The 26,254-nt window shown below is 43.1% G+C and carries 28 protein-coding genes; 10 read left to right on the top strand and 18 right to left on the bottom strand.

Going from position 1 to position 26,254, the window contains the following annotated elements; translation table 11 throughout:
• Positions 1–115 precede the first annotated feature (115 nt).
• Positions 116–1,636 (bottom strand): ferritin family protein, encoded by a 1,521-nt coding sequence (locus ACFPTP_RS05595; RefSeq protein ID WP_381442859.1) that lies wholly within the window; start codon positions 1,634–1,636, stop codon positions 116–118.
• Between the two features lie 331 nt (positions 1,637–1,967).
• Between ACFPTP_RS05595 and ACFPTP_RS05590 the strand changes: the two genes are divergently transcribed.
• Complete coding sequence (locus ACFPTP_RS05590) at positions 1,968–2,279, top strand: type II toxin-antitoxin system HicB family antitoxin (protein WP_381442857.1); 312 nt, start codon at positions 1,968–1,970, stop codon at positions 2,277–2,279.
• Positions 2,280–2,618: 339 nt separating this feature from the next.
• On the opposite strand, the gene ACFPTP_RS05585 is transcribed toward ACFPTP_RS05590, so the two are convergent.
• Positions 2,619–3,077: a general stress protein gene (locus tag ACFPTP_RS05585; protein ID WP_381442856.1), complete on the bottom strand. Its 459-nt coding sequence runs from the start codon at positions 3,075–3,077 to the stop codon at positions 2,619–2,621.
• A gap of 329 nt (positions 3,078–3,406) precedes the next feature.
• On the opposite strand from ACFPTP_RS05585, the gene ACFPTP_RS05580 reads away from it, so the two are divergent.
• The 3 genes from ACFPTP_RS05580 (at position 3,407) to ACFPTP_RS05570 (ending at position 5,169) form a co-directional block, all read left to right on the top strand.
• Complete coding sequence (locus ACFPTP_RS05580) at positions 3,407–3,862, top strand: hypothetical protein (protein WP_381442855.1); 456 nt, start codon at positions 3,407–3,409, stop codon at positions 3,860–3,862.
• Entirely contained in the window at positions 3,847–4,137 is a 291-nt protein-coding gene (locus ACFPTP_RS05575) for a DUF2653 family protein (protein ID WP_381442854.1), read from the top strand. The genes ACFPTP_RS05580 and ACFPTP_RS05575 overlap by 16 nt, the downstream gene beginning before the upstream one ends.
• Before the next feature lie 318 nt (positions 4,138–4,455).
• Entirely contained in the window at positions 4,456–5,169 is a 714-nt protein-coding gene (locus tag ACFPTP_RS05570; protein ID WP_381442852.1) for a hypothetical protein, read from the top strand.
• A gap of 71 nt (positions 5,170–5,240) precedes the next feature.
• Here ACFPTP_RS05570 and ACFPTP_RS05565 read toward each other — a convergent pair whose 3' ends face one another.
• Positions 5,241–5,705: a GNAT family N-acetyltransferase gene (locus tag ACFPTP_RS05565; RefSeq protein WP_381442850.1), complete on the bottom strand. Its 465-nt coding sequence runs from the start codon at positions 5,703–5,705 to the stop codon at positions 5,241–5,243.
• A 105-nt stretch (positions 5,706–5,810) separates the two neighbouring features.
• On the opposite strand from ACFPTP_RS05565, the gene ACFPTP_RS05560 reads away from it, so the two are divergent.
• On the top strand, positions 5,811–6,413 hold the full coding sequence (locus ACFPTP_RS05560; protein WP_381442849.1) for an Rpn family recombination-promoting nuclease/putative transposase: 603 nt from the start codon (positions 5,811–5,813) through the stop codon (positions 6,411–6,413).
• Positions 6,414–6,547: 134 nt separating this feature from the next.
• On the opposite strand, the gene ACFPTP_RS05555 is transcribed toward ACFPTP_RS05560, so the two are convergent.
• From ACFPTP_RS05555 to ACFPTP_RS05530, 6 genes are all read right to left on the bottom strand, one after another.
• Positions 6,548–6,985: a cell wall hydrolase gene (locus ACFPTP_RS05555; protein WP_381442847.1), complete on the bottom strand. Its 438-nt coding sequence runs from the start codon at positions 6,983–6,985 to the stop codon at positions 6,548–6,550.
• A 48-nt stretch (positions 6,986–7,033) separates the two neighbouring features.
• Complete coding sequence (locus ACFPTP_RS05550; protein ID WP_381442846.1) at positions 7,034–7,786, bottom strand: phosphotransferase family protein; 753 nt, start codon at positions 7,784–7,786, stop codon at positions 7,034–7,036.
• Positions 7,787–7,805: 19 nt separating this feature from the next.
• Complete coding sequence (locus ACFPTP_RS05545) at positions 7,806–8,339, bottom strand: DUF3267 domain-containing protein (protein WP_381442845.1); 534 nt, start codon at positions 8,337–8,339, stop codon at positions 7,806–7,808.
• Between the two features lie 146 nt (positions 8,340–8,485).
• Positions 8,486–9,094: a hypothetical protein gene (locus ACFPTP_RS05540; RefSeq protein ID WP_381442843.1), complete on the bottom strand. Its 609-nt coding sequence runs from the start codon at positions 9,092–9,094 to the stop codon at positions 8,486–8,488.
• Positions 9,095–9,189: 95 nt separating this feature from the next.
• On the bottom strand, positions 9,190–9,537 hold the full coding sequence (locus ACFPTP_RS05535) for a YciI family protein (protein ID WP_381442842.1): 348 nt from the start codon (positions 9,535–9,537) through the stop codon (positions 9,190–9,192).
• Positions 9,538–9,586: 49 nt separating this feature from the next.
• The gene (locus ACFPTP_RS05530; protein WP_381442840.1) at positions 9,587–10,276 is read right to left on the bottom strand and encodes a hypothetical protein; all 690 of its coding nucleotides are present in this window, start codon (positions 10,274–10,276) and stop codon (positions 9,587–9,589) included.
• Positions 10,277–10,574: 298 nt separating this feature from the next.
• On the opposite strand from ACFPTP_RS05530, the gene ACFPTP_RS05525 reads away from it, so the two are divergent.
• The gene (locus ACFPTP_RS05525) at positions 10,575–11,096 is read left to right on the top strand and encodes a hypothetical protein (RefSeq protein ID WP_381442839.1); all 522 of its coding nucleotides are present in this window, start codon (positions 10,575–10,577) and stop codon (positions 11,094–11,096) included.
• Positions 11,097–11,761: 665 nt separating this feature from the next.
• On the opposite strand, the gene ACFPTP_RS05520 is transcribed toward ACFPTP_RS05525, so the two are convergent.
• Positions 11,762–12,355, bottom strand: a complete 594-nt coding sequence (locus tag ACFPTP_RS05520; protein ID WP_381442837.1) for a TetR/AcrR family transcriptional regulator — start codon at positions 12,353–12,355, stop codon at positions 11,762–11,764.
• A 216-nt stretch (positions 12,356–12,571) separates the two neighbouring features.
• Here ACFPTP_RS05520 and ACFPTP_RS05515 point away from each other — a divergent pair, with 216 nt between their 5' ends.
• The gene (locus ACFPTP_RS05515) at positions 12,572–14,248 is read left to right on the top strand and encodes an FAD-binding protein (protein WP_381442836.1); all 1,677 of its coding nucleotides are present in this window, start codon (positions 12,572–12,574) and stop codon (positions 14,246–14,248) included.
• A 17-nt stretch (positions 14,249–14,265) separates the two neighbouring features.
• Positions 14,266–14,721 (top strand): CoxG family protein, encoded by a 456-nt coding sequence (locus tag ACFPTP_RS05510; protein WP_381442834.1) that lies wholly within the window; start codon positions 14,266–14,268, stop codon positions 14,719–14,721.
• A gap of 54 nt (positions 14,722–14,775) precedes the next feature.
• Here the strand turns inward: ACFPTP_RS05510 and ACFPTP_RS05505 are convergent, their stop codons facing one another.
• The 7 genes from ACFPTP_RS05505 to ACFPTP_RS05475 form a co-directional block, all read right to left on the bottom strand.
• Positions 14,776–16,887 (bottom strand): ATP-dependent Clp protease ATP-binding subunit, encoded by a 2,112-nt coding sequence (locus ACFPTP_RS05505; protein WP_381442833.1) that lies wholly within the window; start codon positions 16,885–16,887, stop codon positions 14,776–14,778.
• A 183-nt stretch (positions 16,888–17,070) separates the two neighbouring features.
• Positions 17,071–17,517, bottom strand: a complete 447-nt coding sequence (locus tag ACFPTP_RS05500) for a GNAT family N-acetyltransferase (protein ID WP_381442832.1) — start codon at positions 17,515–17,517, stop codon at positions 17,071–17,073.
• 57 nt (positions 17,518–17,574) lie between these two features.
• Positions 17,575–18,807 carry a Zn-dependent hydrolase gene (locus ACFPTP_RS05495; RefSeq protein WP_381442831.1) on the bottom strand — a complete coding sequence of 411 codons (1,233 nt, stop codon included), beginning with the start codon at positions 18,805–18,807 and terminating at the stop codon, positions 17,575–17,577.
• Between the two features lie 16 nt (positions 18,808–18,823).
• Positions 18,824–20,044 (bottom strand): hypothetical protein, encoded by a 1,221-nt coding sequence (locus ACFPTP_RS05490; RefSeq protein WP_381442830.1) that lies wholly within the window; start codon positions 20,042–20,044, stop codon positions 18,824–18,826.
• Between the two features lie 383 nt (positions 20,045–20,427).
• Positions 20,428–20,841, bottom strand: a complete 414-nt coding sequence (locus ACFPTP_RS05485) for a MarR family winged helix-turn-helix transcriptional regulator (protein WP_381442829.1) — start codon at positions 20,839–20,841, stop codon at positions 20,428–20,430.
• Between the two features lie 107 nt (positions 20,842–20,948).
• On the bottom strand, positions 20,949–21,683 hold the full coding sequence (locus ACFPTP_RS05480; protein WP_381442828.1) for an SDR family NAD(P)-dependent oxidoreductase: 735 nt from the start codon (positions 21,681–21,683) through the stop codon (positions 20,949–20,951).
• Between the two features lie 13 nt (positions 21,684–21,696).
• Positions 21,697–22,446: an SDR family NAD(P)-dependent oxidoreductase gene (locus tag ACFPTP_RS05475; protein ID WP_381442827.1), complete on the bottom strand. Its 750-nt coding sequence runs from the start codon at positions 22,444–22,446 to the stop codon at positions 21,697–21,699.
• Between the two features lie 531 nt (positions 22,447–22,977).
• On the opposite strand from ACFPTP_RS05475, the gene ACFPTP_RS05470 reads away from it, so the two are divergent.
• Together ACFPTP_RS05470 and ACFPTP_RS05465 are read left to right on the top strand one after the other, a co-directional pair.
• On the top strand, positions 22,978–23,754 hold the full coding sequence (locus ACFPTP_RS05470; protein WP_381442826.1) for a 2-keto-4-pentenoate hydratase: 777 nt from the start codon (positions 22,978–22,980) through the stop codon (positions 23,752–23,754).
• Positions 23,755–23,894: 140 nt separating this feature from the next.
• Positions 23,895–24,626, top strand: a complete 732-nt coding sequence (locus ACFPTP_RS05465) for a Bax inhibitor-1/YccA family protein (RefSeq protein ID WP_381442825.1) — start codon at positions 23,895–23,897, stop codon at positions 24,624–24,626.
• A gap of 170 nt (positions 24,627–24,796) precedes the next feature.
• Here the strand turns inward: ACFPTP_RS05465 and rlmD are convergent, their stop codons facing one another.
• A complete protein-coding gene (gene rlmD / locus ACFPTP_RS05460; protein ID WP_381443116.1) occupies positions 24,797–26,164 on the bottom strand; it encodes a 23S rRNA (uracil(1939)-C(5))-methyltransferase RlmD in 1,368 nt (455 codons plus the stop codon).
• Positions 26,165–26,254: the final 90 nt, after the last annotated feature.

The following is a 26,254-nucleotide window of genomic DNA, read 5'->3' as shown; positions in this document are numbered from 1 at the left end:
GACACATTCAGCTTTTCTGCATCCGGTCCGTCTTAAGGAAGATAATACATCCTTGACATCGCAGGACCCGCCCCTTCGATCATGATGTCAATGTCTTCCCCACTTCTCCCCTGCTTTATGTCATAGGCCATGTAAAATCCTTTCGATAGTACTTAGTCTTCAGTCTTTGTAAATCGTGTTCCCACTCCGAAATGGCATATCTAAACTTTTGCTTTCCGTTTTTTTGTCCTTTTCTCATTCTCACAAATCCGGCAATCGTATAAGCTACCCTCTTTAACCCTAAGACGGGAACTGCCCGTTGGAGTACTACCCATCTTTTGTCTCTCGTTGAATTTGTAATTTGATACCCCATTTTGCGCAAAGCACTTTCTTCATTCATGCCATTTGTGTTTGTGTCTTGTGCCAATCCAGTTCCTGTCACTTCTGTTGATGGCCAGTTGAATAATTCATTCCCCTCGAACCATTTACCTTTAGGAGGTTTATTTTCGGTCAATTTATTTCTATATTTAGCATTTTTATCGTCAATAACTTGTATGAACCCGGCACCTGCCTCTTTCTTTATCTTTTTCAACATTGGTTTATTAGCGAAGATCGCCGTCTTTTTCAAGTCCGTCAATGCTTCCACACGGATTGTTTTCACAGTATTTTTCATGCTCCCATTTTCAAAGACAGCGAGTTCAATGATGATTTTCTGATTAATATCACCTATGTTAATACCAGGGGGCATATTATGAGGTGCCAATCTGATCACACTTTTAATTATATTAAGGGGCACTGGCTTTTCTTTCTTTTTAGGAGTTATATTCTTTTTAGCAGAAAATGAAGAATGGATCTTTTTAACAATCAATTTCTTTTCATCAGTAGAAAAAATTTTTTCCTTGTTAAATCGTTCAATGGCACGGTGAATCTTATCATGGTCTACGTTATTATTTTTAGTTAAATTTTGTTTTATATATCGATAAAAACGAATTGACCACATGTCACTTTTTAACAAGTCTTTGTAATTTTTAAGCACATCCTTCAGATATTGCTCTTGATCTAAAAGAAAGCCATACCAAAGGAGTTTTGAAAAATCGATCTCTGACAATTCTTTTTCAAAGCGGTCCCAATCTGACAGCATATCCAGGAATAGAGGTTGTGCAGATTTGATGTCAATAAGTAGGTAACTATGTAACAATTCCAAGGTCAATGACTGATCAAAGCACTCATACAGGTTTCCATGCATCATATTAATTTTTTCTGGAAAGATAGCTCGAATATTGGTTTGACCTGTATTTCCAACATAGTAATTAACTAGCCTCATGACATTATAGTAAATCTCCACCTTTGAGTATCTAAACTGGATTCTAATTAAATCGCATAGTTGCCTGACATTCGTTGCATTCCCTGTCAAATAAAATCCTGCATAAGTCTGAATCTCTAAGAGTGTCTTTGTTAGCAATAAAGCAAGTCGTGCATCCTTTTTTTGCAAAATATAATTTAACAGCCTAATAGACAAATCATGAAATTCAGCAGTTTTCTCCCCTCTTTTAATCCCCAAATTAGACAAGCTAACAAGATCCGTCAAAAATTCATAATCACCTTGAATTATTCCTACCCGTTCTGTGCTATAAAGTTTGGATTCTGTTGTAAGCATGATAATCCCCCCTGCCAATTAATTCTATTGTCTCGCAATTCACAATACATCACAAGACTATATTCCCAAGGAATTTCATACAAAGTCGGATTTAAATAATTACCGTGGTGGATATGTATGACGTGGTAGTGAAAGCTTGCCATCCGGAGACATTCATAGTAATTTTGATTAACACATCTAAGACAGAGGGGGATGCACTATGAAGCAACACAACGATATCCATGCGGTGCTCGATTTCGCGGAGGACACTCTCTAGCCGGATGATGGTCGGTCCTTTCGACTCGGCTTCATTCGGCGAGGGAGAATCCCTATGCGAAGGAGTTTTTTATCCATGAAGAAAGAAATCAAGTACGCAGCAGTTTTTTATTACGAGCATCATTATGCAAAGAAGGGCGTTTATCAGGTTGTTGTCCGTTTTCCCGACCTTTTAGAGGTAGGACTGCCGGCTTTTACTGGCGGGGATAGCCTCGAGGATGCGATTGCGATGGCGAAAGAAGTACTTGAGATGATTGTCGAGTATGCAGAAGAAGATGGGATACTCCTCCCTGATCCGAGTCCCCTTGATAAGATACAGATTGATCCTGGTTTTAGCTCAACATCATTGTTTCGAATCCTCGTCGAACACGTTTCGATCTATTTGTAATGAAAAACCTGGAGTGGTAACCGGGCAAGAAAGACCGAAAGCTGTAACATCCGGTCAGTTCAACAGAGATACCGCTTAAAGTGCAGTTGGCCAGTAATGTTGATTTTTTTACAAAGAAGTAACTACCCTGCATCATTAGCGGTGGGTAGTTACTTTTTTTCTTTTGGTGCCTAGTGCAATGACCAAACAATAACCGATTGAGTATATAAATAACCACAAAAATCAGTGTTGCATACCTATAATCGGCTATGGATAGAATATTCTTTACTCAACTGTACTGTCCAGACATGGAAAAAGCACCCTGAATGGATGCTTTACTTTAACAATTCCAATAGCCCTTCAACGTTCCTCTTTGCGAAATCTACTCTTTCGATGAAGAAAGACAAGAATTTTACCGTCCTCAGCATCTTTAGAATAGCGTTCAGCTTCCTCATCGGTGACTCCCAGTTCCATGAGCGCATGCTTGAATCCGCCAGCACCCGAGTTGGCCCCTATGACTGCTCCTCCAATTGTTGTAAGGATAGGACCTGCTGCCAACACAGCGCCAAGCCCAGGAATCAATACAGTGGATAATCCCGCGATCACTCCCGCTAAACCAATCGCTCCTCCAGTTGCAGCTCCGGCAATGGCTCCGTCCGTAGTCGAGGGTTTTACTTCCTCTGCGATTTCAGGCAGCTTTTTTGTGTTTTTAGCAATCACTGAAATTTCTTCAGTTGTATAGCCTTTCTTTTGTAAATCCTCAACAACTTCAACTACTTGTTGTTCGTTTTCATATACGCCAATAATATGATTTTCCAATAGAACTACCTCCCAAACTATATATATTCTCTACCCGTTATTTGATTTTTATAGACATGTTATAACTTGTATATATTTACTATTTAATGAATTGAACGCGCGCTTACAAGTTGAAAAAACCCTTCTCAAGCGAATAACTCGAAAAGGGTCGATCAATCTACATATTAAGTGTTCGGGTATCTGGCACCTATCTTTGTGAAGATTCCATGTCAGGTGCATGAAAAAATAGCGTAGTTCTGATTCGTCCGATTACCGATACGATGTCGAAACAATTATAATGAAAACACGGCATCCTAAAGTGGATGTCTACATAGATGGAGGGAAACGAATTGAAAAAACTAGTATCGGCGCTACTTGCTGTAACACTCATCATGTCACCGATCGGGAACATCATCTTTACCGACGACGTCTCAACTGTTGAAGCGAAAGGCTATAAGTCTGGCAAGAAAGGCTTCAATCCGACAAACAACTATAACAAGCCACAAGTGGATAAGAAAAAAGAAGATACTTCTTCACTCAATAAATCCACAAATACTACGAACAATACTTCGAAAAAAGGCGGCTTCTTTTCAGGCGGACTCATGAAAGGATTATTTGTCGGTGGTATTGCCGGGCTTCTATTCGGTGGCTTATTTGCCAATATGGGTGTGTTAGGTTCCATTTTAGGCTTGATGGTCAATGTGTTGGCGATTGTCTTTGTCATTGGAATTGTCCGCAAGATTTTCGCGATGATCAAAGAGAAAAAACAACAAAAAGAGGATAGAAATCCATGGCAGACCAGATGATTTCTGAACAAGATATTGTAAATGCGATTTGCATGAAGCAAGCTCGTTCTCACAATGTCCAACCTGAAGATGTGGAAGTGGAATTGCTCTATGACGACGAGGACGGTTTTTCGGCAGAAGTACATATTGGCAGTCAGATGCACGTCCTCAATTCTTTTCACATGATTCAAGCCATCCGCTTTTGGATTGAACATGTTTTACACGAAGATCCTTATGCAGCAGGCATCAAACTTCTATTAGATCGTGAAGAAGGCATTATTGCGGCTGTGCATTAACATTGTAATCCCCCAATCCATTATGTGGTTGGGGGATTTTACTTTGAACGTAAAAGCTGTATTCACATGTAATGAAAATATTAATTTTCCTTTTAACGCTAACCCCTCTCTCTTTATTATCTAAAAAGAGTTGTCTTTCTGAAAATAATCATCTAGAATAATAATATCAGTTAATATTTACCATATCTAGCATGAATATAAATAGGGCGTGAGGTATTGAAAAGAGTTATCGTATTCCTTGCTCTTCTCCTATGTGTAGGTTGTAGTGTAGTTTCAGAAAACGCTTCATCTCCAAAGGATAATAAGGATGCAGAAGAATTGATGCAGAATGCTAACGTAGCTGGAAATTTAGTGAAAGAACTGTCCTTTGAAGATGGCAAGGGGTCTGGCGGGGAAAGTACGGATAACGTCAATATTCGTACCATTACGTTAGAAAAAGATAAGCAAGTCGAACATATCATTATCGGTTTTACGCAACGAAGTGATGCGCCAACTCAGGAACCACAGCTCGTCGCCCCTTATTTCGATGTGAAAGTACAAGAACACCCGTACACAATGTTTTTTACAGTGCATGGCGTGCGGGCGTTTGACGCAAGGGATTTTACAGCTTTAAAGGACAGTGATTTGGTCGCAGATGCCTATTGGGTAATGACACACGATGACTCCGCTTTCCGGTTTGTAGTCGTGTTCAACTCCCCTGTCCATTATAAGATTCGCGAATATGCAGATCCGGCACAAGTTGTTGTAAGTATTCTTCCGCGAAACGATGAAGAAGAGGACGATTCATCTTTCTATACGATTCGGACGGACGCCTATCCACTCGGACATGAACTTGGCAATATGGAAGAGAGGGTTTATGAAGAAGAAGGTATCCGCTACTTACGGGAAAGTGGTGCACCTTTTAACACAACTGAGAGCAGCTTTTATATGGAGTTAGGGAATTATGAAACCATTGGAGAGGCGGAAGCAAAAGTCGCTTCGTTCCAAAAGATTTTTGAACCTGGCTTCAACGTTTTTATTGAAGAAAAATGAACAATCGGCTTGCAAATTTTTTTATTGCCTATGACCAAACCCTTGTCCTCTGTTTGGCCATAGGCATTTATTCATTTCAACTTCATCTTCATCCCTTCATGGGTTGCCTGGAACCCTAACCGTTCGTAAAATCGTATGGCGTCCTCCCGCGTTTTGTCGGTCGTCAGCTGGATGAGGTGGCAGCCACGCTGTTCGGCCCGTTGGATTGCCCAGTTGATGAGCTCCGTGCCGATCCCTTTTCCTCGTACGGTTGAAGATGTCCTTACCCCCTCGACCGTTGCACGCCATCCACCTTGATGGGTCAAGTAGGGGGTGAATGTGATTTGTTGGACGCCAACGACTTCTTCTCCGAGACATGCAACGACCAGTTCATTGTTGGGGTCTGCGTCAATTGCCCGAAACGCTTCGCGGTACACTTCCGGTAAGGGCAGTGCGAATTGTTCCCGAGTGGCCCCTAGCTTGTCATCCGCCAGCATTTCCACGATTCGTTCCAAATCTTGTTCTGTCGCTGATCGAAATACCACTTCATTCGCCATTTGTATAGCCTCCTGGTTTCAGATCTCTTTTCTACTTCCTACATTACTTGATTCGTTGCCAAGACCTGAAATCCTTTATTCCAAAGATCGATTTGCTTATATGAAATGCAGTTAGAACGTCATTCCGCATTCAATGAACGAATGCTGTATTACTGGGCAAATTTGTATAGCTCACAAATGAAAAGTTCGGATTCCTATGGGCAGTTGAAGAAGGTGATCCAAATCATCATTTCGGACTTTGAAATGTTGCCAACAAGAGACATTCATAGTACATTTCAATTAATGGAACCAATGTCCGGTATGATTTTTTCTAGTCACTTGGAGATACATGTAATTCAATTACCAAAAGAACATGAAAAACAATTGCACGACATGAGCAATCTTGAAAAATGGCTTTTATTCTTTAAGGGAGATCAGGAGATGAAGGAGGAGATTGCAATGGAAAGTTCAGCTTTCAAAGAAGCCTTTGAGGAAATCCGCAAATTAAGCATGGATCCTGACACTGTCCAGCTTGCGATTAATCGGGAGATTGCGCTACGGGATCATATTCAGCGGTTGGAAGATGCGGAGAACAGGGGAGACAAAAATGCAAGAATAGAAATGGTTTTGAAAATGTACGCAAAATCATCTCCACTTCCTTTTATTGCTGAAATCTCCGGCTTTTCAGTTGAAGAAATTAAAGCGATTATTGAGCCACAAGAAAAGTAAGCTAGGCTAACACTTCAATTTCAATGCCTTAGATAATTATTGATAACCGAGCGGATATTTGATAACGGAAAAAGAAGCAACTACCCTATTTTGACAGGATAGTTGCTTCTTCTCTTCTACCTAAAGACAACCTATCAGCTATACACGCTCGCACACGTTCCAGGTTTCGGTTCATAGAAGCAATGATTTTTGAATTGACCCGTAAAAGGTTGGCTGTACCAGTTTGGAGGACAAGGACCGAATGGATTGAAATACCAAAGGGAATATTTTGCTGGATGTTGTCTCCAATTCTCCAAATTCCGTCTCGCTAATCTTTTTTCAGAAGATCGCGCTCGTTGATAGAATAAATTCCCCTTTTGAACAGCTTCAAAAGAAAAATTATTTCCTTGCACTTGGTAGATGACATCGTGAATGGTTCTTATGTCTTTAAAGTCCAAACAATCCGCTGCGGCACGGTTCACAATTACATTTCCAACGTATAGCATCCCTTGGTTCCCTTCACCCTCGGCTTCCGCCCTCATCATCCTTGCCATTAAATCAACGTCTGACTCCCGGTATTTAACTCTTGGCATTTTACCACCCCAACTATATTGTATGAATGGACGTCTATATTAATGACATTAATAAGGAGCGCAAAACCGATTCACGATATCCAACAGCCGTTCTTCCACTTCCGATTCCACGATCTCGGATAATCTCGCACCCGCCAGTATAGGCGCCCATTCTAATATTTCCTCTCTTGCCACCCCGCTCCTCTCGCAATACATCCTTATATACAAATCCGCCAACTCCTCGGAAAACTGCTTATACAATAGATACGAACGGCAAACATCGGCACGTATATCTCCCGCGCTAGCGTCAACCCAGTCGATAATGGTCACGTTTTTATCTGTGAGTATCAGGTTAAATAAATGAAAATCGCCATGGCAGAGCCTGTTGTCAACAGTAAATGAATTTAATTTCCGCAGGAGTATGGATTTATGCCTTTGATCCAGACTCCGGGCTGATTCAATTTGACGGCGTAATTTTGTAGTCATCGGTTCAAGTCCATCAGCCTTTATGTTATGTATTCTTTCCTGCAGCTCGATGGACAGCCCGATGTAATGCTCCGCCTTTTCCATGGTTTCAAGAAGTAAATCCCCCAGTGTCCTTCCCTTTATATACTCCATGATAATCGCTTGCTTCCCGTCTATCTTCGTGACATCCAACACCTTCGGAACGGGAAGTCCGCATGCGTAGGCAAATTTTTGTTTTGCGGCTTCATATTCCGATTCCGTTTCCGGCAAGTAATCTTTGAATACTTTTACGACCATGTTGTCATGCAGATAAATTTCCGCTGTGTTTCCTGTAGCGATTGGTTTGCCTAGTTTCATCTTGCGATCCCCTTTCGGATTACGATTTCACTCGGTAATACCCTCTACAGAATACAGACTTGCCCGGTTTCATTAAGATCAAAAATGAATTAATAATGTCGGCGGATGAGATAATCAAATTGAACCAACTAATGAATAACAGGAGTGCTTTGCTATCACCCGATACAAAGATCGAAGCAATAGCTGGGATGACCGTTAATACGATAAAAGGTAAGCTCATGAAGATCCAAAATCTTTTCTTGGAAAGGATGGCATTTGTATGGATCCAAAAATAGATGCCTCTGAACATTAAGCTCATATCGCCTTTCTTATGAATGACAAGCATATGAAGGGCTTCGTGTATGATAAATACGAGAAAAATGATTAACAGAAGGGGGAAATTTATCATAGGAGTGAAGCTTCCCCCGAACCAGTTTGGCGCTAGAGAAAAAGCAGCCATCAAGAGGTAAACAAACTTCATGAAATGCTTTCGAAACCATGTATTTTGAATGAAAGGTTTCCATTCCGACGAATCCATATTTATCTTTGGCAAATGTCGAAACCACAATATCATAACGGTCCCTGCCTTTCCTATGATCTAGTTCCGAACAATTGCTACCATGTAATGTATGGAGCTAGTGTTTTATTGCTCTAACAAAAAGGGAATTTAGTAAACATGTTCTTTCACTAAGTCACTCGTTAGTTTAATCTCTTTACTTATCAATTAAAATTTGATAAATCTTTTAATTCGTGTTTACTATAACTTATATAGTAGTTAAGATACCCTTTTTTATGTGTATTTTTATTTATATAACTCAGCTCGATCTCAATATCATAATCATGTTTCAGTTCTTCCAATTCAATTGAACTGAAATCCACATATTCATGATAAGTCTTAGTTAATTCCTCAAAAGATTCATATGGATAATTGTATGGGTACCTTGGTTCTAATAAGTCTTCACCTTTATAATAAATTGCTAGCAAGTAATAATACAGGTTATCTATTGAGTATACATAACCTTTATAATCCGCTCTATCTAAACCAGAAGTATGTTCATATAATGTATCTATGACTTTTTGTAATTGTTGATGTCCCTCATCATAGGTCATTATTGTTAGTTTCTTTTCTGATGGTTCGGATGTCTCTTCATTTACTTCATCACCTAAACTTAAATCGTCATCGTTACCTTCTATTTCAGCATGCTGCTCATTTTTATCCAATCGTTCATCTTGTGTTTGTTCTATAAACGTCATTTCCTCATTTTGTGCATTACACCCTACTATGAATATAGTAATGGCAAAAAAAGACACATATATGATTCTCTTCATGTATGACCTCCCACGTTCCTTATTCACTATTCTGCGCCTTTAGTTAAAGTCCTCTTCTACATCCATGTTTGAATAGAACATTCTCAAACGCCATATCACTCAAATACTTGCCGCACCTCAATTTGACCTTCGCCATATCCCTGTGGATCCGGCATTCGCATGGCCCACTCGATGGCTTCTTCCCTCGAACTCACATCAATTAGGATGAACCCGGCAATCACTTCACCCGAAAACGGGCCCTCCGTAACCACCGGCTTTCCCCCTTCTTCCGGATACGAAAGGCGAATCCCATTTGAACTCGGATGAAGTCCTTTCGCCATGATTCGTACGCCTGCTTTCACTAATTCCTCATTGTACTTCGTCATGGCTTCCCTGAGCTCTGGGCTCGGTAGATTTCCAGCTTCCGAATTCTTCGAGGCTTTGACGATTATCATAAAGAGCATGTAAGGTTCCTCCTTCTTTAAGTAAATCTTCCGTTCATTGACTTAGAGATTAACTGGTCTTGATCCAAACACGAAGCGGGCCGATTGAAGTCCAACCGGAAGAGAGTGCAGAAGAGAGGGAGTCGCCCTGTTCATAGCCTACAAGGGGGAGGCCGGGAAATTCTCTAGCCGCCACTTGAGGAATGGCACGCCACAGGTCGATTTCATCACCCCCACTTGAAAAGACGTTGGATATCCCGATTACGTCAGCTGCTGCACTTGCAATAAAACCGGCAAATCCATTTGGACGATCCGTATAGAAAATCTTCACTCCCTCTATATCTAACAGCCCGGATGGAATTGAGTTTTCTAACCCCGTCATTTTCGTCCATCGTTCAAATTCCTTTTCAGTTCGAACGATATTCCACTGGGATCGTTTGGACTCCTGTTCAATCAAGGCAGGGTGCCAGATCCATTCGGCTTCAAATAGCATTTGATATCCATAAGGCTCCAACTGGAGTGTTGCATAGCTATCTTTTATGCTGCCGACATGATCTAATTTCAGGAATTCTATAATATCTGTCTCTGTTGTAGATCTTTTCGTTGTAATCAATTCAGGATAGTATGTAGGCGCAGTCGTATGAAGCCCCCATACCCTTTCCGTCGTGTATGAACGCTTGCCATATGCGGCACAAACCAATTCACACCATGCGATATTATTCTCCACGGCTTTATCCATATTTATTTTGCTATCATCCACTATATTCACATCCTTTATTTCTATCATATTTATTGAACATTCGAATATCAATAGCGAAAAATAAGCTAAAAATAAGGTGCCTGTGCATCACACATTTATGACAATTCATCAGAATCTATATAAATACGCAAAGTGGCCAACCGGCAATTGGTACGGTTGGCCACTTCATTTACTTTATGCAATTGTAGTGTATTTACTGAATAGTGTGCTGCACAGGCACCCAATTAAATTAATACGAACCACAAGGAATTATGTTAAAATAAGTTAAAATGTTCTGTATATAAAGGGAGTTGGGGTGTTGCTAAAGTATAAAGGGATTTGCTACTTGTTACTAACAATGTTTGTTATTTTACTATCCGGATGCAATAGTGAGGGGAAGTTCGTTCAGGCTACTTATTTTTTACCTTTGCAAGGAGAAAGCCAAACGTGGAGTTTAACAGGATACGAGATTATGATAACACCAGATGATTTTAAAGCAGGTAACGGTATATTAAAAATGAAAACTGAAGAAGAATCTCTTGCTGATTTTTATCAAAATGCAACCCATGTAGTTATTAACGGCAAGGATACTAAGGTGCATGGGAATATAGTAACGTATTCAAGTCCAAAAGCTGATGATGGAATGGATATTCGCGAAATGCCAACTGGTGCTATCGCAGGCCCAAACTATATAAACGCAAATGGTGACCCTATTTCGCTTAAAGAGATAGACGCTATTTATATGGTTGTTGAGTGGAGAGATGTAAGTACAGGCGAATATAGTAAAGAGAAAATAGAGCTCTATGTTAAGTCGGATAAAGAAAATACTTTCTTGAAGTAACATAGTTGAAGCGACCTTAAATTTTTCTGGTCCCTACCTAAGGATTTTGTATTCCCGGAAGAATTTAGAGATGACCATATAATAAAAGGTGAATTTATTTGCTGGCATATTGTTGATTATGCGAATCGGCAAAGAGAAAGAGTAAAAAAATTAAACGATTACCAAATGCGGCTATCGCCTTGGGGAATGTGGAACGATACTCTTCTCAAGGAAAGATTGGCTGAGGGCTGGACTTTAGATCATTGGGGTTAAGCTATTCAACTAACAGGTGCAACAACATAAAAGGAGAAGTAATGGATCAGGTAAAACTCTATTTAAAGTATCGAATGAAATCCTATCTTTTGTATACTGCCATTTTTATTTCAGGCTTTATTATTGTTATTTGTATATTCGGACCACCGAAGTATTTTATTGTTCCTATATTATCACTGATTACAGCATATGGTTCTTTGGAATATGCAGGGTTTAGAAGTTGGCTAAAAGATAAAAAGCGTGTTCTTTAGTATGTTGGGCGTGATGAACGTTGATGTATACAAGTCAACAGCAAAAACAACATTATGATTGCTTACTGCCGATTTCTAGTTAAGTGTAAATAGTCAAAGCAAGTACGTGAGTTAGCTCACTACGCACAAACAGCCTCCCGAAAAAAATCGGGAGGCTGTTTTTTAAAGATACGGATTATCCACCCACGGTCCGACCGTCGATAGTCTCGTCATCTGCTTTGCCATATATGCGGGTGTATAGGGCATATCGTTTTTAAGCCACCAAATGATGACGCCCAAATAGGCTGAAGTGATATACGCGATCGACATGTCCACCGGTACGTTAAATTCGATTTTATCCTCAATCATATACTGCGTCCCTCTCTCCACCAACGTTTCGATGATTTCTCTGACAGACTCGGTGAAGTACGGCACTTTTTCTTGGACAAGCATAATTCTGTAAAAGCGGTTTTGTTCGATCATCATAGTAAACAATCGAATGAAGATCGGATGTGGATTATCACTATCATACTTGAATTCAATATCCTTCACCTGCACGCTGCTCCTTAGATTGTGCAAAGCCGCGTCCAGCATTTGTTCGAGCAATTCGTCTTTATCGTAGTAATGCAAGTAGAATGTCGCCCGATTGAGGGTGGACCTTTCGGATATCTCCATCACTGTAATCTTTTGATAGTCCTTCTCCTCCATTAACTCCAATAAAGCTTCCTCGAACATCGCCTTTGTTCTAATCACTCTTGGGTCGATTTTCGTAGACAATTCATTTCCCCCTGTCGATTTTCTCTCTATGTTTTAGACACTTTTACCCTTCGTGACGAGAATGCATCAATTATCTGAAGAATGTTTATTGTTTTAACTTTCCATTTACCTATAATTATATAGGACAACGCCCTGTCAATAAAGGGGATGTTGACATTAATCACTTTTTTGCACGGATAGAGTAACGCTTTCTTAAATGATAAGGGGGTTATGTGAATGATAATGAAAAACGATGTGAAATGGGATGTAGAAACAGATGTAGTTGTGTTAGGCAGTGGGGGTGCCGCTTTAACAACGGCTATTCTCGCCCATGATCAAGGGGCAGAAGTTCTCATCCTTGAAAAATCGGACCAGGTCGGAGGAACGACAGCATTTTCCGGTGGAATTCCGTGGATTCCGAATAACCGCTATATGAAGGAGCTTGGTTTGGAAGATTCGCATGAAGAAGCGAAAACATATATTACTAAACTGACGCATGGTAAAGAACCGGATCCAGAATTAATAGACGTATTTATTGAAAATGGTGCGAAGATGATTGACTACTTGTATGAGCATACGCCCGTCAGATTCGCCGTCCCTAAAGGGTATGGCGACTATTATGCAGATCTGCCCGGGGGCAAAAAAGAAGGTCGCTCACTCGATCCCCTTCCGTTTCCTTTGAACGATTTAGGGGAATGGTCAGAGAAAATAAGAAGAAATCCGATCTTCCCTCCGTTGACATTGGAAGAAGGCGGGGCTGTCGATCCGGGAGATATTGACTTCACCCTTGTTGCTGAACGAATGGAGAACAACATCACGACAATGGGAAGGGCGTTGGCCGGCAGTCTCTTCAAAGCTGTACTGGATCGCGGGATTGTTACACTGACTTCCACTCCTGGAAAGGAACTTGTCATGAATGACGAAGGAGCTGTCATTGGCGTCCGCGCAGAGACCGAGGATGGGACAGACTGTTTCATTGGTGCTCGGAAAGGTGTCATGATAGCATCCGGCGGATTCGAATGGAATAAAGAGCTTGTCCATTCATTCCTAAAAGGAGCGATTACGCATCCGCAATCCCCTTCTTACAATGAAGGCGACGGCCTGGTTATGGCGATGGAGGCAGGAGCGGCACTTGCCAATATGAGTGAAGCTTGGTGGTCTCCGGCGTTCGTGGATCCGACGATTGAATATGAAGGAAAAGTTTATCATCAGATCGACACGCAGGCACGCACGGCGGCGAATTCAATTATCGTCAATAAACACGGGAAACGCTTCGTTAATGAAGGCTCCACTTACATGGATCTGCCTAAATCGTTTTACACGTATGATCAGAACTCGCAATCATTGCCGAATGAATCGAATGTATGGCTCATTTTTGATCAGCAACTGAAAGACCGTGCGCTGATCGTGACGATGGCGCCTGGTGAAAATGCGCCGGATTGGGTTCCGCAAGCGGACAGTATCCGGGAGCTCGCGGAAAAGATCGGGATAGATGCGAATCAGCTTGAAGCGACGGTCGAACGATTTAATACGCACGCTGCAAATCTAGAAGACCCTGATTTTCATCGCGGAACCTTGCACTTCGAGAATTTCGCAAATGGGTTCCGTGGCCGTGAGGCGATGATCGGGCCGATTGAAAAAGGGCCATTTTATGCGCTTCCGGTCTATGCCGGGGCACTTGGAACGAATGGTGGTCCACGTATCAATGAACATGGACAGGTCATCAGTTTACGGGGGAAAGTCATCCCTGGACTATATGCTGCCGGCAACGCGGCGATGGGGATACTCGGCGGGGCGTATCCAGGCGCAGGCGGAACAATCGGGCCTGCTATGACGTTCGGCTATTTGGCAGGTATGCATATCGGCAACGTGGAACCGCGTAAGATAAGCGACGCGGAGAGCGTATTAGCATAATAAAGGAGGAACCTTACATGCCTAGTGGAACACATACGACAGAGTTGGATATACCGATTGAAAAGGTGTGGGATTTCGTCAGTGATATGAACAGGTGGGCGCCGCTCGTCCCGGGATATATCGAACATGAAATTTTGAGTGACAAGCAGTCGACATGGACGTTTAAAGGTGATATTGGCATTATGCAAAAGACCGTGAAGTTACAAATCGACATTACGGAATGGCGGGAGCCGACTTTAGTTACTTTCGATTTAAAAGGATTGAATGAAAACTTCGTGGGGAATGGGTATTTCAAGGCAGACGCAGTTTCTGACTCCAAAACCGTCATGCACGGGAATTTGGACATTACTGCAAAAGGGGTGATGGGTCCGATGGTCAATGCCATCCTGAAATCATTCGTTCCCAAAACAGCGGAGGATTTGACGAAAGCGATAGCCGAGGAGATTACGAGTATTGAATTGAAGAGAGTTTAATTGGATAAACGAAAAAATGCCTCCCGAAAACATTCGGGAGGCTGTTTCATTTCATTATGCTTTACTTACAACAATTTCTTCATCCACAACATCCACATGGACTTTTTCAATATCGTCTTCTTCCAAAATAAGATCTGTCAATGGATCTTCGATTTTGTCTTGGATGACTCTGCGAAGCGGGCGGGCTCCGAAACGATTGTCGTAGCCGAGCTTCACCAATTCCCGTTTCGCTTCGTCGGAAATTGAAATTGCAATGTCGTTTTCTTCAATCGCTTCTTCCAAATCAACGAGCATCAAGTCGACAATTTCGAGTAGATTGTCTTCTGTCAATTCGTTGAACGAGACAATGGCATCGAAACGGTTCAGGAATTCTGGTTTGAAGTAGTCGCCAAGCGACTCCAGCATGGAGACGGATTCATGTGCGGTTTGATTGAACCCGACACTTACCTTCTTCTCTCCTGTTCCCGCATTGCTTGTCATGATGATGACGGTGTCTATGAAGCTGACTGTCCGGCCGTGCGAATCCGTTAGGCGGCCGTCTTCCATAATTTGAAGGAACATATGTTGAACGTCCGGGTGCGCTTTTTCGATTTCGTCAAATAGCAAAATCGAATACGGGTTGCGGCGGACTTGTTCCGTTAATTGCCCAGCTTCTTCGTGACCCACATAACCTGGAGGGGAACCGATGATTTTAGAAACGGCATGTTTCTCCATGTATTCACTCATATCTAGACGAATTAATGTGTCACGGGAACCGAATAGTTCTTCCGCCAATACTTTCGTGATTTCCGTTTTACCGACACCCGTTGGACCGACGAATAGGAACGATCCGATTGGACGGGTTTTTGACTTCAATCCTGCGCGGCTTCGGCGGATCGCTTTTGCGACTTTATCGGCCGCTTCTTCTTGGCCGATTACTTTTTTTCGCAAGTTTTCCGCAAGGTCTTTCATTTTGGCCTGTTCGGATGCTTGCAATTTCGTGACCGGAATGCCTGTTTTTTCTTCTACGATTTCCTCGATATCTTCAACCGTCACTTCATAGAGAGATGCTTCGCCTTGTTCGGCTTCTTCTAGTTGTTGACGTAATTGCATTTCCTCTTGGCGCAACGTTGCCGCCTTTTCATAGTCTTCCATTTCCGCAGCTTGTTCTTTTTGCTGGACGACTTCTTCTAGCCGGTTTCCGATTTTCTCCGCATCCGCAGAAGAATGCTTCAGATTCAAGCGCGCCCCCACTTCATCCATCAGATCGATTGCCTTGTCCGGCAAGAACCGGTCTTGGATATAGCGTTGGGATAATGTGACGAATGCACGAATCGCTTCGTCAGAATAGCGCACTTCATGGAACGCTTCATAACGGTCTTTAATGCCGTTCAAGATTGTGATTGCATCTTCCGCAGAAGGCTCTTTCACAATGATCGGCTGGAATCGACGTTCGAGTGCGGCGTCTTTTTCAATTTGACGGTACTCTTTCAACGTCGTCGCCCCGATGAGCTGCATGCTTCCGCGCGCCAATGCCGGTTTTAAGATATTCCCCGCATCCATTTTGGAGCCTTCCGCTGAACCTGCGCCGACGAGAAGATGAATTTCATCGATGAAAACAATGATGTCTTCGCGGTTTTCAATCTCCTCGATCAATTGCTTCATCCGCTCTTCAAATTGACCGCGGATTCCGGTGTTCGTAACAAGTGAAGCTACGTCCAACACGTAAACTTGTTTATTCAACAGTTTTGACGGGACATCGCCTTCATGGATTTTCACTGCGAGCCCTTCTGCAATCGCCGTTTTACCGACACCCGGTTCCCCGATAAGCACCGGGTTATTTTTGTTTCGTCTATTTAATGTCTCAATGACGCGTTTAACTTCTTGGTCGCGGCCAATGACCGGGTCAATCCGACCTTCCTTGGCGTCATTCGAAATATTTTTACCAAGTTGGTCTAACAAGCCGTTTCCTTGATGTTCATCGGCTTCTCTCACTTGTGTATGTGCTTGCGGATTGCCGTTCGCTTGGAAAAACTGATTGGCATCATTGCCGAAGGACGGCATCTTCATTTGTCCTTGAACTGCTTGGAAACATGTATGACATAAATTGATCTGCATACGTTGCTGATTCATTTGAAGGCGAAAGCTCATTGTCGCTTCGTTTTTACCACAATGTTGACATTTCATAAGCCATTTCCTCCTTATATCATTCATTTCATTTATATGGTCTGACATTGACTATCTTTGACTTATATTTATATTATACATTGACCTTTTTTGACTTTCAAGGTTTTTGCTTGATGAACCCAAACTTAAAACGGCACATCATTTTAACGAAATAAATACGTTAAAAGATGCACCGTCTTGATTTTATAATTTATTCGCAGCTAATTCTTTTATCATTAAAACATGTGGAATGCAGTCTTCCATGAATATGGGTGATGCGGTCTCATAGCCAAGTTTGTGATAAAAACCTTCTGCATGTGTTTGTCCATGTAATTTAACCCGGGATTGCCCCTTTTCTTCTGCAATTTCTTCTAATGCTTTTATAATAACCTTTCCAAGACCAAACTTCCGGTATGGCTTTAAGATACAGATTCTCTCCAATTTGCCAAAATCATCAACCCATCTAACCCGTCCAGTCCCGACAGGCAGTTCATGATAATAAACTAAAATGTGCTCACAAGGAGCATCAAGTGTATCAAATTCATCAAACTCATCTTCTAACGGGACGCCTTGTTCTTCAACGAACACTTCTTTTCTGATGGAAAAGGCTGTTTCTAATTCATTCTCCGATGTTATTCTTTTAGCTTCCACTGTTCTTCAGTCCCCTTTTTTATGATCATGGCTTCTAAATGCTCGTATACAAATTAATCATAGTATCTTTGCTTGTTTCAACATGAAAGCGCGCAATATTTCCGCCCCTTCCATCAGCTGCTCCATGGATGTATACTCAGCCGGATTATGGCTGATGCCGTCTTTTGACGGGACGAAAATCATGCCAGTCGGACAGAGTGACGCCATATTCATCGAGTCATGCCCTGCCCCGCTTGGCATTTCGAGCCAAGCTACTCCTTTTTCTTCACAGATGGCTTTTAATTCGGCCACGATTGTGCTGTCCATCTGAACAGGTTCCTCATCTGAAGTCTTGTCCATCCATATATTTAATTCCCGTGCTTTTGCCACATCGTTTACTGCTGTTTCGAGTGCATCCGCTACCCGCTGGCGTGACTCCCGGTTCGTCCCTCGAATATCAACGTACAGGTCCGCTGCACCCGGCACTATATTCATCGCGCCTGGTTCTATGGAAAAGACACCTACTGTGCCGACCGTGCCATGCTCGAGTTCCGCGCGGGCTGCTTTCTCGATAGCAAGAGCGATTTCCGCACCTCCAAGCAACGCGTCACGGCGGTAATTCATCGGCGTCGTGCCGGAATGATCCGCTGTCCCGCCGACATGCACATGAAAGCGGATGGGCGCCGCAATTGCAGAGACGACTCCAATCGACTTCTCCTGCTTTTCCAGAACGGGACCTTGTTCAACATGCAACTCGACAAACGCTTTGATTTCATCCCGAAAACGCCTTGCCAAATGGACCTCTTCCAAATCGAGGCCATTTTCTTCGAATGCCTGCATGAGTGTGATTCCGTTTTTGTCAGTGAGTGACCGGGTGTACGCCGGATCGAGGCGGCCTGACATCGCTTTGCTGCCTAGGGTAGAAGCGCTGAAGCGGGCTGATTCCTCACAAGCGAAAATGATGACTTCAAGAGGGTGATCCGTTTTAATGCCTTCATCCGCGAGAGAACGCATGACTTCCAGTGAAATAAGGACGCCCGCAGTCCCGTCAAATTCACCCGCCGCATAGACGGAGTCAATATGCGAGCCGGTCGCGACAGCCGGCAAATCAGGAGAGCTCCCTTCCCGTCGCGCAATGACATTACCTGCGTAGTCGATCTGCACTGTGAGCCCCGCAAGTTCCAACTGCTTCATCAAATAGTCGCGCGCATTCCGCTCTGTTAAGGTGTAGGCCAACCGATTGATGCCTTCCCCTTCATCTGTAAATTTTGCAAGCTCTTCAAATGATTGACGCAATCGATCCAGCTTCATGGCCATCCCCCATTTTTCATTTAAGAAAATCTTTCTTTATGTTTTCAAGTCCAATAAAAAAAGTATTTTGCTCGCTCTCGGAAGGTATATGAGACCCATATCGAACGGCATTGTAGATCGCCAAGATATGTTCATGCTTCTCCCACCCCATGCGTAAAAACCATTCTTTTATAGTCTCCTCATGAGACCGATTTAATTTAGACTCTCGCGCTGCCTCCTCAAATCGTTCGAATGATTTCCGAACTTCATCCCGGGCGGTTGAATAATCATATAGCATTTTTCGTTGCTCTGTTTTCCGCTCCCTTTTGCCTTTAAATGAAAAAAAGTAAGTGTGTTGTCTATCATTATATCGTTCATTTTTCTTTTTCAGGATTAGAACGACTGCAATGATGATCAGAACAGCTGTCACAAATACGATTGACGCGTATTCAAATAGAGAGGATGTAGCCGCGCGCTCTTCAAAATCAAAGAAACGGAACCCACTTTCTCCGGCGTTTTCTTCGCCGGTTTTTTCGGTACTTTTTCTAATGAACTCCATTAGTGGGTCTAGCCCTTTTAAGAACAGCATGAATAAGCCGCCAAATAGATAGCCCATCGTCTCGATAATTAGGGATCTTACAGGCTTAAGCCAAGTCAGGACAATGAAAAATACAGAGGCGCCTAGCCCCATGATGATAATGAATACTTTTCCGGCTTCCCTTACTTTAAAATTGCCTAACTGCCTGCTATTTATTGTAATCGTAATCATACGAATAAAATAAAACAGGAAGGATGTCAACAAGAAGATCATCAGCTGTTGATGCATTAATTCCTCAGGTCTATCATTGGCAAAAATCAGCCTTGCCATGAAGAACGTTAAGAAGAAAGCGAATGGGTTAACAAGCGTTATGAATGGCCAGCCGTAAATTCGGGAACCGCTAAAATTAGCTTGAATTCTCCAATGTATATAAACGAAAAACAGCAGTATATTCATCAACGGTGCCCCAATTAGAAACAAAGGCACCGTTACACCTAATGCCAGTCCCATACCGGGTCCAAGTGAATAAGCGCGGGAATAGAATATGAAATAAGCTGCAATTCCAGCAGCGATTGAGATGAGAAGCCAGATATACGGAATCGCCGAACCTCTTTCTCCTAGAAAAAAAATAAAAATATAAGAGAGAAGAAATAACTCTGCAACGAGGCGTTCAGAGAGATTAAATCGGTTCCGTTCATATTCAAACCTTTCCTGTCCCATCCATTCTCGCTCCTTTCACTGACAGCATCGTTACTGTCAATTATACCAACATTCAGACACTAATTGGCACGTAATATTCACACCGGTGCCTGTGCATCACACATTTATGACAATTCATTAAAAATTATTTAAATACATAAATAAGCCTTCGTGACGTTAATACGGTTGCATTCTTCATTTATTTTATACAATTGTAGTGTATTGTCAGAATTGATCGGGTGCCTGTGCAGCGAACATTTATGACTATTCACTTTAATTCATATTAATACAAAAAGAAGCCACCTAATCGTTGAAATAGGCGGCTTCTTAAAATACTTTATGCAATTTCATTGTATTTACTGAATAGTGTGCTGCACAGGCACCAAAAAAGTACAAAAAAGTGCTTACTCATTCAACTTCTGATAAATACGGAGCATTTGCTGTTGCTCCTCGGGTGTTAGTTTTTCGAATAGATTTCTTCTCAGAGCTTGTCCTTCCAGGTTTGCACGTTGTAAGATTTCTATCCCTGCTTCTGTAATCGTTAAATAAATAATGCGTCTGTCTTCTTCATCAGTAGAGCGAACGGCAAGTTTCTTTTTTACAAGCTTCTCAACTAAATGAGTGACTGTGGGAGGGGTTAACCCAAGTGCTTTCGCTAATTCGGAAGGCCGGCTTTTCCCTTTGGAGGCTAAATGGCCAAGAAGGAGTATATGGGATACGCCCAAATCTTCATTAAAGGTTTTATTCCACTGGATGATCAAGTTATTTGTGAACTTGTCCATATTGTGGATGATGTCAAAAATTGTTTCTTCCTTCATTTTTACCCCTGCTTTCTACATAAACAATTCCATTTTATCATACACAGTCGGCAATATGAAAATGAACCCAAAATTCGATGCATTTGGGTTCATTCCTAACAAATATGTTATTGTGCCGAGAAGCCGCCGTCGATGACAATTTCCGCACCTGTAATATACGAAGAATCATCACTTGCCAAGAATAGGGCCGCATTGGCGATATCGGCTGGCTTTCCTAGCCGCTGCAAAGGCGTTGCACGAACGAGTTGGTCAAGCAGCTCTTTGGATGCGCTCAAATTCTGTGTCATTGGTGTTTCAATAATTCCAGGGAATAGTGCATTTACGCGCACACCTTGACGGCCGAATGTTGTCGCTGCTGCCTTGGAAATTGCACGGACAGCCCCTTTGGATGCGGAGTAATGGTTAAATCCTTGCCCGATTTGTGCTGTATACGATGAAATATTAACGATGGATCCGCTCCTTTGTTCAGCCATGATGGGAGCCACATGCTTCATGCCTGCAAATGGGCCGAAGCTGTTGATTGCCATCATTTTTTGCCAGTCATCCATGCCGATTTCCGAATACGGTTTTTCAGAGGAAATCCCCGCGTTGTTCACGAGAATATCGATACGGCCGAATTTTTCTTTCACTTCTTTGGCGAACGCAGCCCACTCTTCGTCGGATGCTACGTTCAACTTCAAACCATACACATTTTTCTTTTCACTCGCTCGTTGTATGGCTACTTCGTTAATATCCGCTGCAATGACAATTGCGCCTTCCGCTTGGAACAGATCAACCATTCCTTCACCGATACCAGAAGCGCCACCTGTCACGATCGCTACTTTTCCTTCCAATTTACCCATGTTGAACATCTCCTTAACGTAATTTGATAGAACCGCCGTCAACCATGATTGTTTGTCCTGTTATATAATTCGCATCATCGCTCGCAAGAAATACAGCTGTGCGGCCGATATCGCCTTCCGGATCACCTAAACGGCGCAACGGAATGCGATTGATCATCGCTTCATACATATCTGGTGCACTTTGTTTCCATGCTTCCACACCAGGCGTTAACGCAATCGGTGAAATAAGATTTACATTGATGCCTTCAGGGCCCCACTCATTCGCCGCCACACGTGAAATCGCGCGGATCGCTTCTTTCGCTGCTGCGTAAGATGCTTGTGTCGGTTGGCCATCCAAGCCAGCGCCTGATGCGAAGTTAATCACTTTACCTTTTGTCTTCTTCAGTTCAGGATACGCAGCTTGCATGAAATGGAATGTCGGGTAAAAGCCTGTGCCAAAGGATAAGTCAATCATGTCCATCGTCGTATCAGCAAATAGTGCTTGTCGGGATGCGTGCGCATTATTTACGAGTATATCCAACTTGCCGAACTTCGCGACGACCGCTTGTACAATTTCAGTGACGCTTTCAGGTTTCGAAATGTCTTTAATGAACAGCATGCTTTCGGTTAGCTCGTTCAATTCTTTTAACGTCTCTTGCCCTTTTTCTTCATTAATATCCACAACCGCGATATGTGCGCCTTCTTTCGCCATCGCAAGCGCGATTCCTCTTCCGATCCCAGATGCACTTCCTGTAATGATTGCCACTTTTCCTTGTAATCTCATGCTAAACTCCTCCTTATTGGTTATCAGGGAAACATTCATATTTTCCGTATAGCCGGCTAGCGCACCGTTACTTCAATAGTTAGACATCTAACTATTTCCTATCTAAATAATAATACTCAATTAGGAGAAAAGCAACCAAAAAGACTGTCGATGAAAGGTGCCAAATTTGGTGCCTGTGAACCACACATTTATGACAATTCATTAACCTTTATATAAATACATAAAGAAGACTCACTGTCGTTGATACGGTCGCCTTCTTCATTTATTTTATGCAATTGTAGTGTATTGTCAGAATTGTTTTGATTAGTGTGCAGCAAACATTTATGACTATTCGATGAAAGTTATTTTTATACAAAAAGAAGCCAAACAATTGTTGAGATAGATGGCTTCTTGAAAAACTTTATGCAATTGTAGTGTATTTACTGAATAGTTTGCTGCACAGGCACCTTTACAGTATTGCGGACATTACCTTTACCAAAATCTAAAAATATAGTATATTCATTATCAAACAATTCGAAATGGGGTGTTTTTTTGACAACTAAAATGAATGAAATTGTGAGCAAACTATATACCGCACACGAAACGAAGCAGCCGATTGAATTTATCCGCCACGACTATCAGTTGGATGAAGAGTCCGCTTACTTCGTGCAGGAACAATTCATCCAGAAACAAACGACTATACATAACGCTGAAATTGCGGGCTATAAGATAAGTATGACGAGTGCTGAGACGCAAGCGATCGCCGACACGAATGAGCCGGCATACGGCACGTTGCTTTCCACACATATTCAACATAGCGGCAATAGTATCGTGCTGTCTTCATTATTTGACCCATTAATCGAACCGGAAATCATGTTTATTTTGCAAGAGGACTTGTCACCGAATGCCGATGAAGAAGAAATCATCCAGAAAAGCAAAGTTTGTGCAGGCATTGAAATTCCGGATGCCCGGTATATTGATTGGTTCCCGAACTTCTCTTTGGCGGACTTGCTTTGCGATAATACCGCGACTGGACTTGTCGTCTTAGCCGACCCGATCGAGCCTTTGACTTTCGACCAATTTGAAACTATTGAAATGGAGTTGTTTCATAACGGTGAAAAGATCAGCGAGGGCGTTTCCTCGGCCGTGCTCGGAAATCCCGTGTCATCTGTCGCGTGGCTAAGTGAAAAACTAGCGAAGAAAAATAAAGTGCTGCAGCAAGGCATGGTCATCTCTTCGGGTACTTTCATTTCGCCGCTCGTTGCAAAGGAAGGAACGTATAAAGTGACGTATTCCCATATTGGTGATGTTGAAATTACGTTTGTGTGAAGGGGTTAGAAATAAAGCCCCTTTGAAATACATGACTATTGACTTGGTCAAATGAGATCATTATTAGCCCGACCTGAAACCAACTCCACCCTCCCCCGTATACTCAACTAACAATCTATTTTCAAGAAAGGGGATGCATGATGAGATCAGCGAATCCGAGTTTAGGAGAAGATACGTTCAAAGGGTTGCGGGCGGACGGCGGAATATCGATGACCATTCAAGGGACGGTGAACAAGACGTTCATCCTGTTTTTATTGCTATGTGTGACGGCCGTCTTCACATGGCATCAGTACTTTGCAGGAAACGACATTCAAGCGTTGCTTTGGATTGGTCTTGGCGGCGGGTTTGTCGTCGCACTCATTACGATTTTCGTGAAAAAGGCGGCACCTTACACAGCTCCGCTTTATGCGTTGTTGGAGGGCTTGGCGATCGGCGGGATTTCGGCGATGTTCGAATCCCAGTTTGAAGGGATTACGACGCAGGCGATCCTGTTGACGCTTGGGACGCTGTTTTCACTGCTGCTCGCGTACAAGTCGGGGTTCATCAAAGTGACGGAGAATTTCAGGCTGGGGGTTTTCGCAGCAACTGGGGCCATTTTCTTTGTGTACTTGGCCGATTTCGTCCTCCGTTTCTTCGGCATGGAGGTTCCGTTCATCCATGAGACGGGGCTTGTCGGCATTTTGATTTCAGTCGGTATTGTCGTTGTTGCGGCATTGAATCTCGTGCTCGATTTTGATTTTATTGAAAAGGGCGCGGAGCAGCAGGCGCCGAAGTATATGGAGTGGTACAGCGCATTCGGCCTGATGGTCACGCTTGTGTGGCTGTATTTTGAGATTCTTAGGCTGCTTTCGAAGTTGCGGAGCAATAAATAGGAAATAAATTAATGTGCCTGTGCACCACACATTTATGACAATTCAATAATAGTTATAGTAATACAGAAAGAAGCCAACCGGATATTGATATGGTTGGCTTCTGTTTTTATTTTATGCAATTGTAGTGCATAGTCTGAATTGTTCGTTGCACAGGCACCCAAACAATTCAATCAATTATCCAACGTCAACAACGCGACGCATTCGACATGCACGGTGTGCGGGAAGAGGTCGACCGGCTGCACTTTTTGGAGAGTGTAGCCGAACTGAAGCAATTCCGCTGTATCCGTTGCGAAGGTGTCCGGGTTGCATGACACGTAGACAATCCGCTTCGGTTGGGCGCGGCCGATCCGGCGCATCACTTTGCCGCCAGCACCGCAGCGCGGCGGGTCGATCAATAACATATCCGCCAAGCCCCAGCTTTCATGCACTTCATCGATTCCTCGGCGCGCATCGCGGGCGAGGAATGTCGTGTTATGCAAATCGTTGTCAATCGCATTCCGTTTTGCGGATTCGATCGACGTCTCGACGATTTCGATGCCGGCCAATTCTTTCACGCGCGCGGCAAACGGCAGTGAGAATGTCCCGACGCCGCAGAACAAGTCGATCATTTTTTCGTCTTCCTGCGGATTACCCATCTCCAGTGCAAGCTCAACTAGCTTCTGCGCTTGGACAGGGTTCGTCTGGAAGAACGTATCGAACCAGAGTCGGTAGCGGTAGCCGCCCAATTCATCATAGATGAAGTCGCGTCCTGCGAGCACGAAGGTCTCCTCGGATTGTGTGCGGTCCGCTATATCCGTGTTCACGAGCCACATCAAGCTTTTCACATTCGGATAATTCTTCGTGATCCGTTCAATCAAATCCTCGGCTGCAGCCGCCAATTCACCGGCAGGCGCTTCCGTCGCAAACAAGGCAAGCATCACTTCCCCGGTTTCAAACGACTCCCGGACCATCAAATGGCGGAGCAGTCCTTCCTTCGTATCTTTATTGTAGCCTGGAAGGCCGAACTCCTTCGCCCATTCGCTTACTTCCATCGTCGCGTCAACCATGTTCCGGCCTGCAATCAAGCAAGTTTCAAGCGGGATGATCTTGCGGAAATTCCCTTGCTCATGCAGCCCGAGATCCCCTTCCGGACTGAAGGTGAATTCCATTTTATTGCGGTAATGCCAAGGCTCGTCCATGCCAATCGTGTCCTCGACAAGATCCGGATTCATTCCGACGCTTTCCAACGCTTTCTTCACATGCTCCGTCTTATGCTTCAGCTGGCCTTCGTAACTCCAATGCTGCCAGACACAGCCGCCGCATAGCTCGAAATGCGGGCAAGGCGCTTCCATGCGATCCGGGTTCGTGGCCAGGATCGCATCAGGCAATACCTTTTGCCATCTCATCGTTGGATCATCCACAGTCACTTGCACAGTCTCTCCCGGCAAGGATTGTGGAATGATGAGCTTCAACTTTCTCTTGTTGCCCAATTCATTCTCACGCCAAACGACCGCTTGCCCATTTCCTTTTCTATCTATATGGTCAATATCCACAACCATTTTTTCCCCTGTAATTACGGTCAAGTTATGATTCTCCTTTCACAATATCCATCATCTATTACACGGCTGCCGTAAACGGCTCGCCTGTTT

It is taken from the genome of Sporosarcina koreensis (genome assembly GCF_042655825.1).
Lineage (GTDB): Bacteria > Bacillota > Bacilli > Bacillales_A > Planococcaceae > Sporosarcina > Sporosarcina koreensis.
This window is presented reverse-complemented; position numbering and strand designations above follow the sequence as displayed.

Coding starts and splice junctions, on each gene's coding strand:
- ACFPTP_RS05535 (WP_381442842.1), bottom strand. CDS start 9,537: ATGCTCTTTATGATAATCGTCAAAGCCTCGAAGAATTCGGAAGCTGGA.
- ACFPTP_RS05575 (WP_381442854.1), top strand. CDS start 3,847: ATGGCAGACCAGATGATTTCTGAACAAGATATTGTAAATGCGATTTGC.
- ACFPTP_RS05515 (WP_381442836.1), top strand. CDS start 12,572: ATGATAATGAAAAACGATGTGAAATGGGATGTAGAAACAGATGTAGTT.
- ACFPTP_RS05565 (WP_381442850.1), bottom strand. CDS start 5,705: ATGGCGAATGAAGTGGTATTTCGATCAGCGACAGAACAAGATTTGGAA.
- ACFPTP_RS05495 (WP_381442831.1), bottom strand. CDS start 18,807: ATGAAGCTGGATCGATTGCGTCAATCATTTGAAGAGCTTGCAAAATTT.
- ACFPTP_RS05480 (WP_381442828.1), bottom strand. CDS start 21,683: ATGGGTAAATTGGAAGGAAAAGTAGCGATCGTGACAGGTGGCGCTTCT.
- ACFPTP_RS05545 (WP_381442845.1), bottom strand. CDS start 8,339: ATGATATTGTGGTTTCGACATTTGCCAAAGATAAATATGGATTCGTCG.
- ACFPTP_RS05560 (WP_381442849.1), top strand. CDS start 5,811: ATGCAGTTAGAACGTCATTCCGCATTCAATGAACGAATGCTGTATTAC.
- ACFPTP_RS05555 (WP_381442847.1), bottom strand. CDS start 6,985: ATGCCAAGAGTTAAATACCGGGAGTCAGACGTTGATTTAATGGCAAGG.
- ACFPTP_RS05465 (WP_381442825.1), top strand. CDS start 23,895: ATGAGATCAGCGAATCCGAGTTTAGGAGAAGATACGTTCAAAGGGTTG.
- ACFPTP_RS05540 (WP_381442843.1), bottom strand. CDS start 9,094: ATGAAGAGAATCATATATGTGTCTTTTTTTGCCATTACTATATTCATA.
- ACFPTP_RS05505 (WP_381442833.1), bottom strand. CDS start 16,887: ATGAAATGTCAACATTGTGGTAAAAACGAAGCGACAATGAGCTTTCGC.
- ACFPTP_RS05550 (WP_381442846.1), bottom strand. CDS start 7,786: ATGAAACTAGGCAAACCAATCGCTACAGGAAACACAGCGGAAATTTAT.
- ACFPTP_RS05485 (WP_381442829.1), bottom strand. CDS start 20,841: ATGAAGGAAGAAACAATTTTTGACATCATCCACAATATGGACAAGTTC.
- ACFPTP_RS05490 (WP_381442830.1), bottom strand. CDS start 20,044: ATGGGACAGGAAAGGTTTGAATATGAACGGAACCGATTTAATCTCTCT.
- ACFPTP_RS05590 (WP_381442857.1), top strand. CDS start 1,968: ATGAAGAAAGAAATCAAGTACGCAGCAGTTTTTTATTACGAGCATCAT.
- rlmD (WP_381443116.1), bottom strand. CDS start 26,164: ATGGTTGTGGATATTGACCATATAGATAGAAAAGGAAATGGGCAAGCG.
- ACFPTP_RS05475 (WP_381442827.1), bottom strand. CDS start 22,446: ATGAGATTACAAGGAAAAGTGGCAATCATTACAGGAAGTGCATCTGGG.
- ACFPTP_RS05595 (WP_381442859.1), bottom strand. CDS start 1,636: ATGCTTACAACAGAATCCAAACTTTATAGCACAGAACGGGTAGGAATA.
- ACFPTP_RS05510 (WP_381442834.1), top strand. CDS start 14,266: ATGCCTAGTGGAACACATACGACAGAGTTGGATATACCGATTGAAAAG.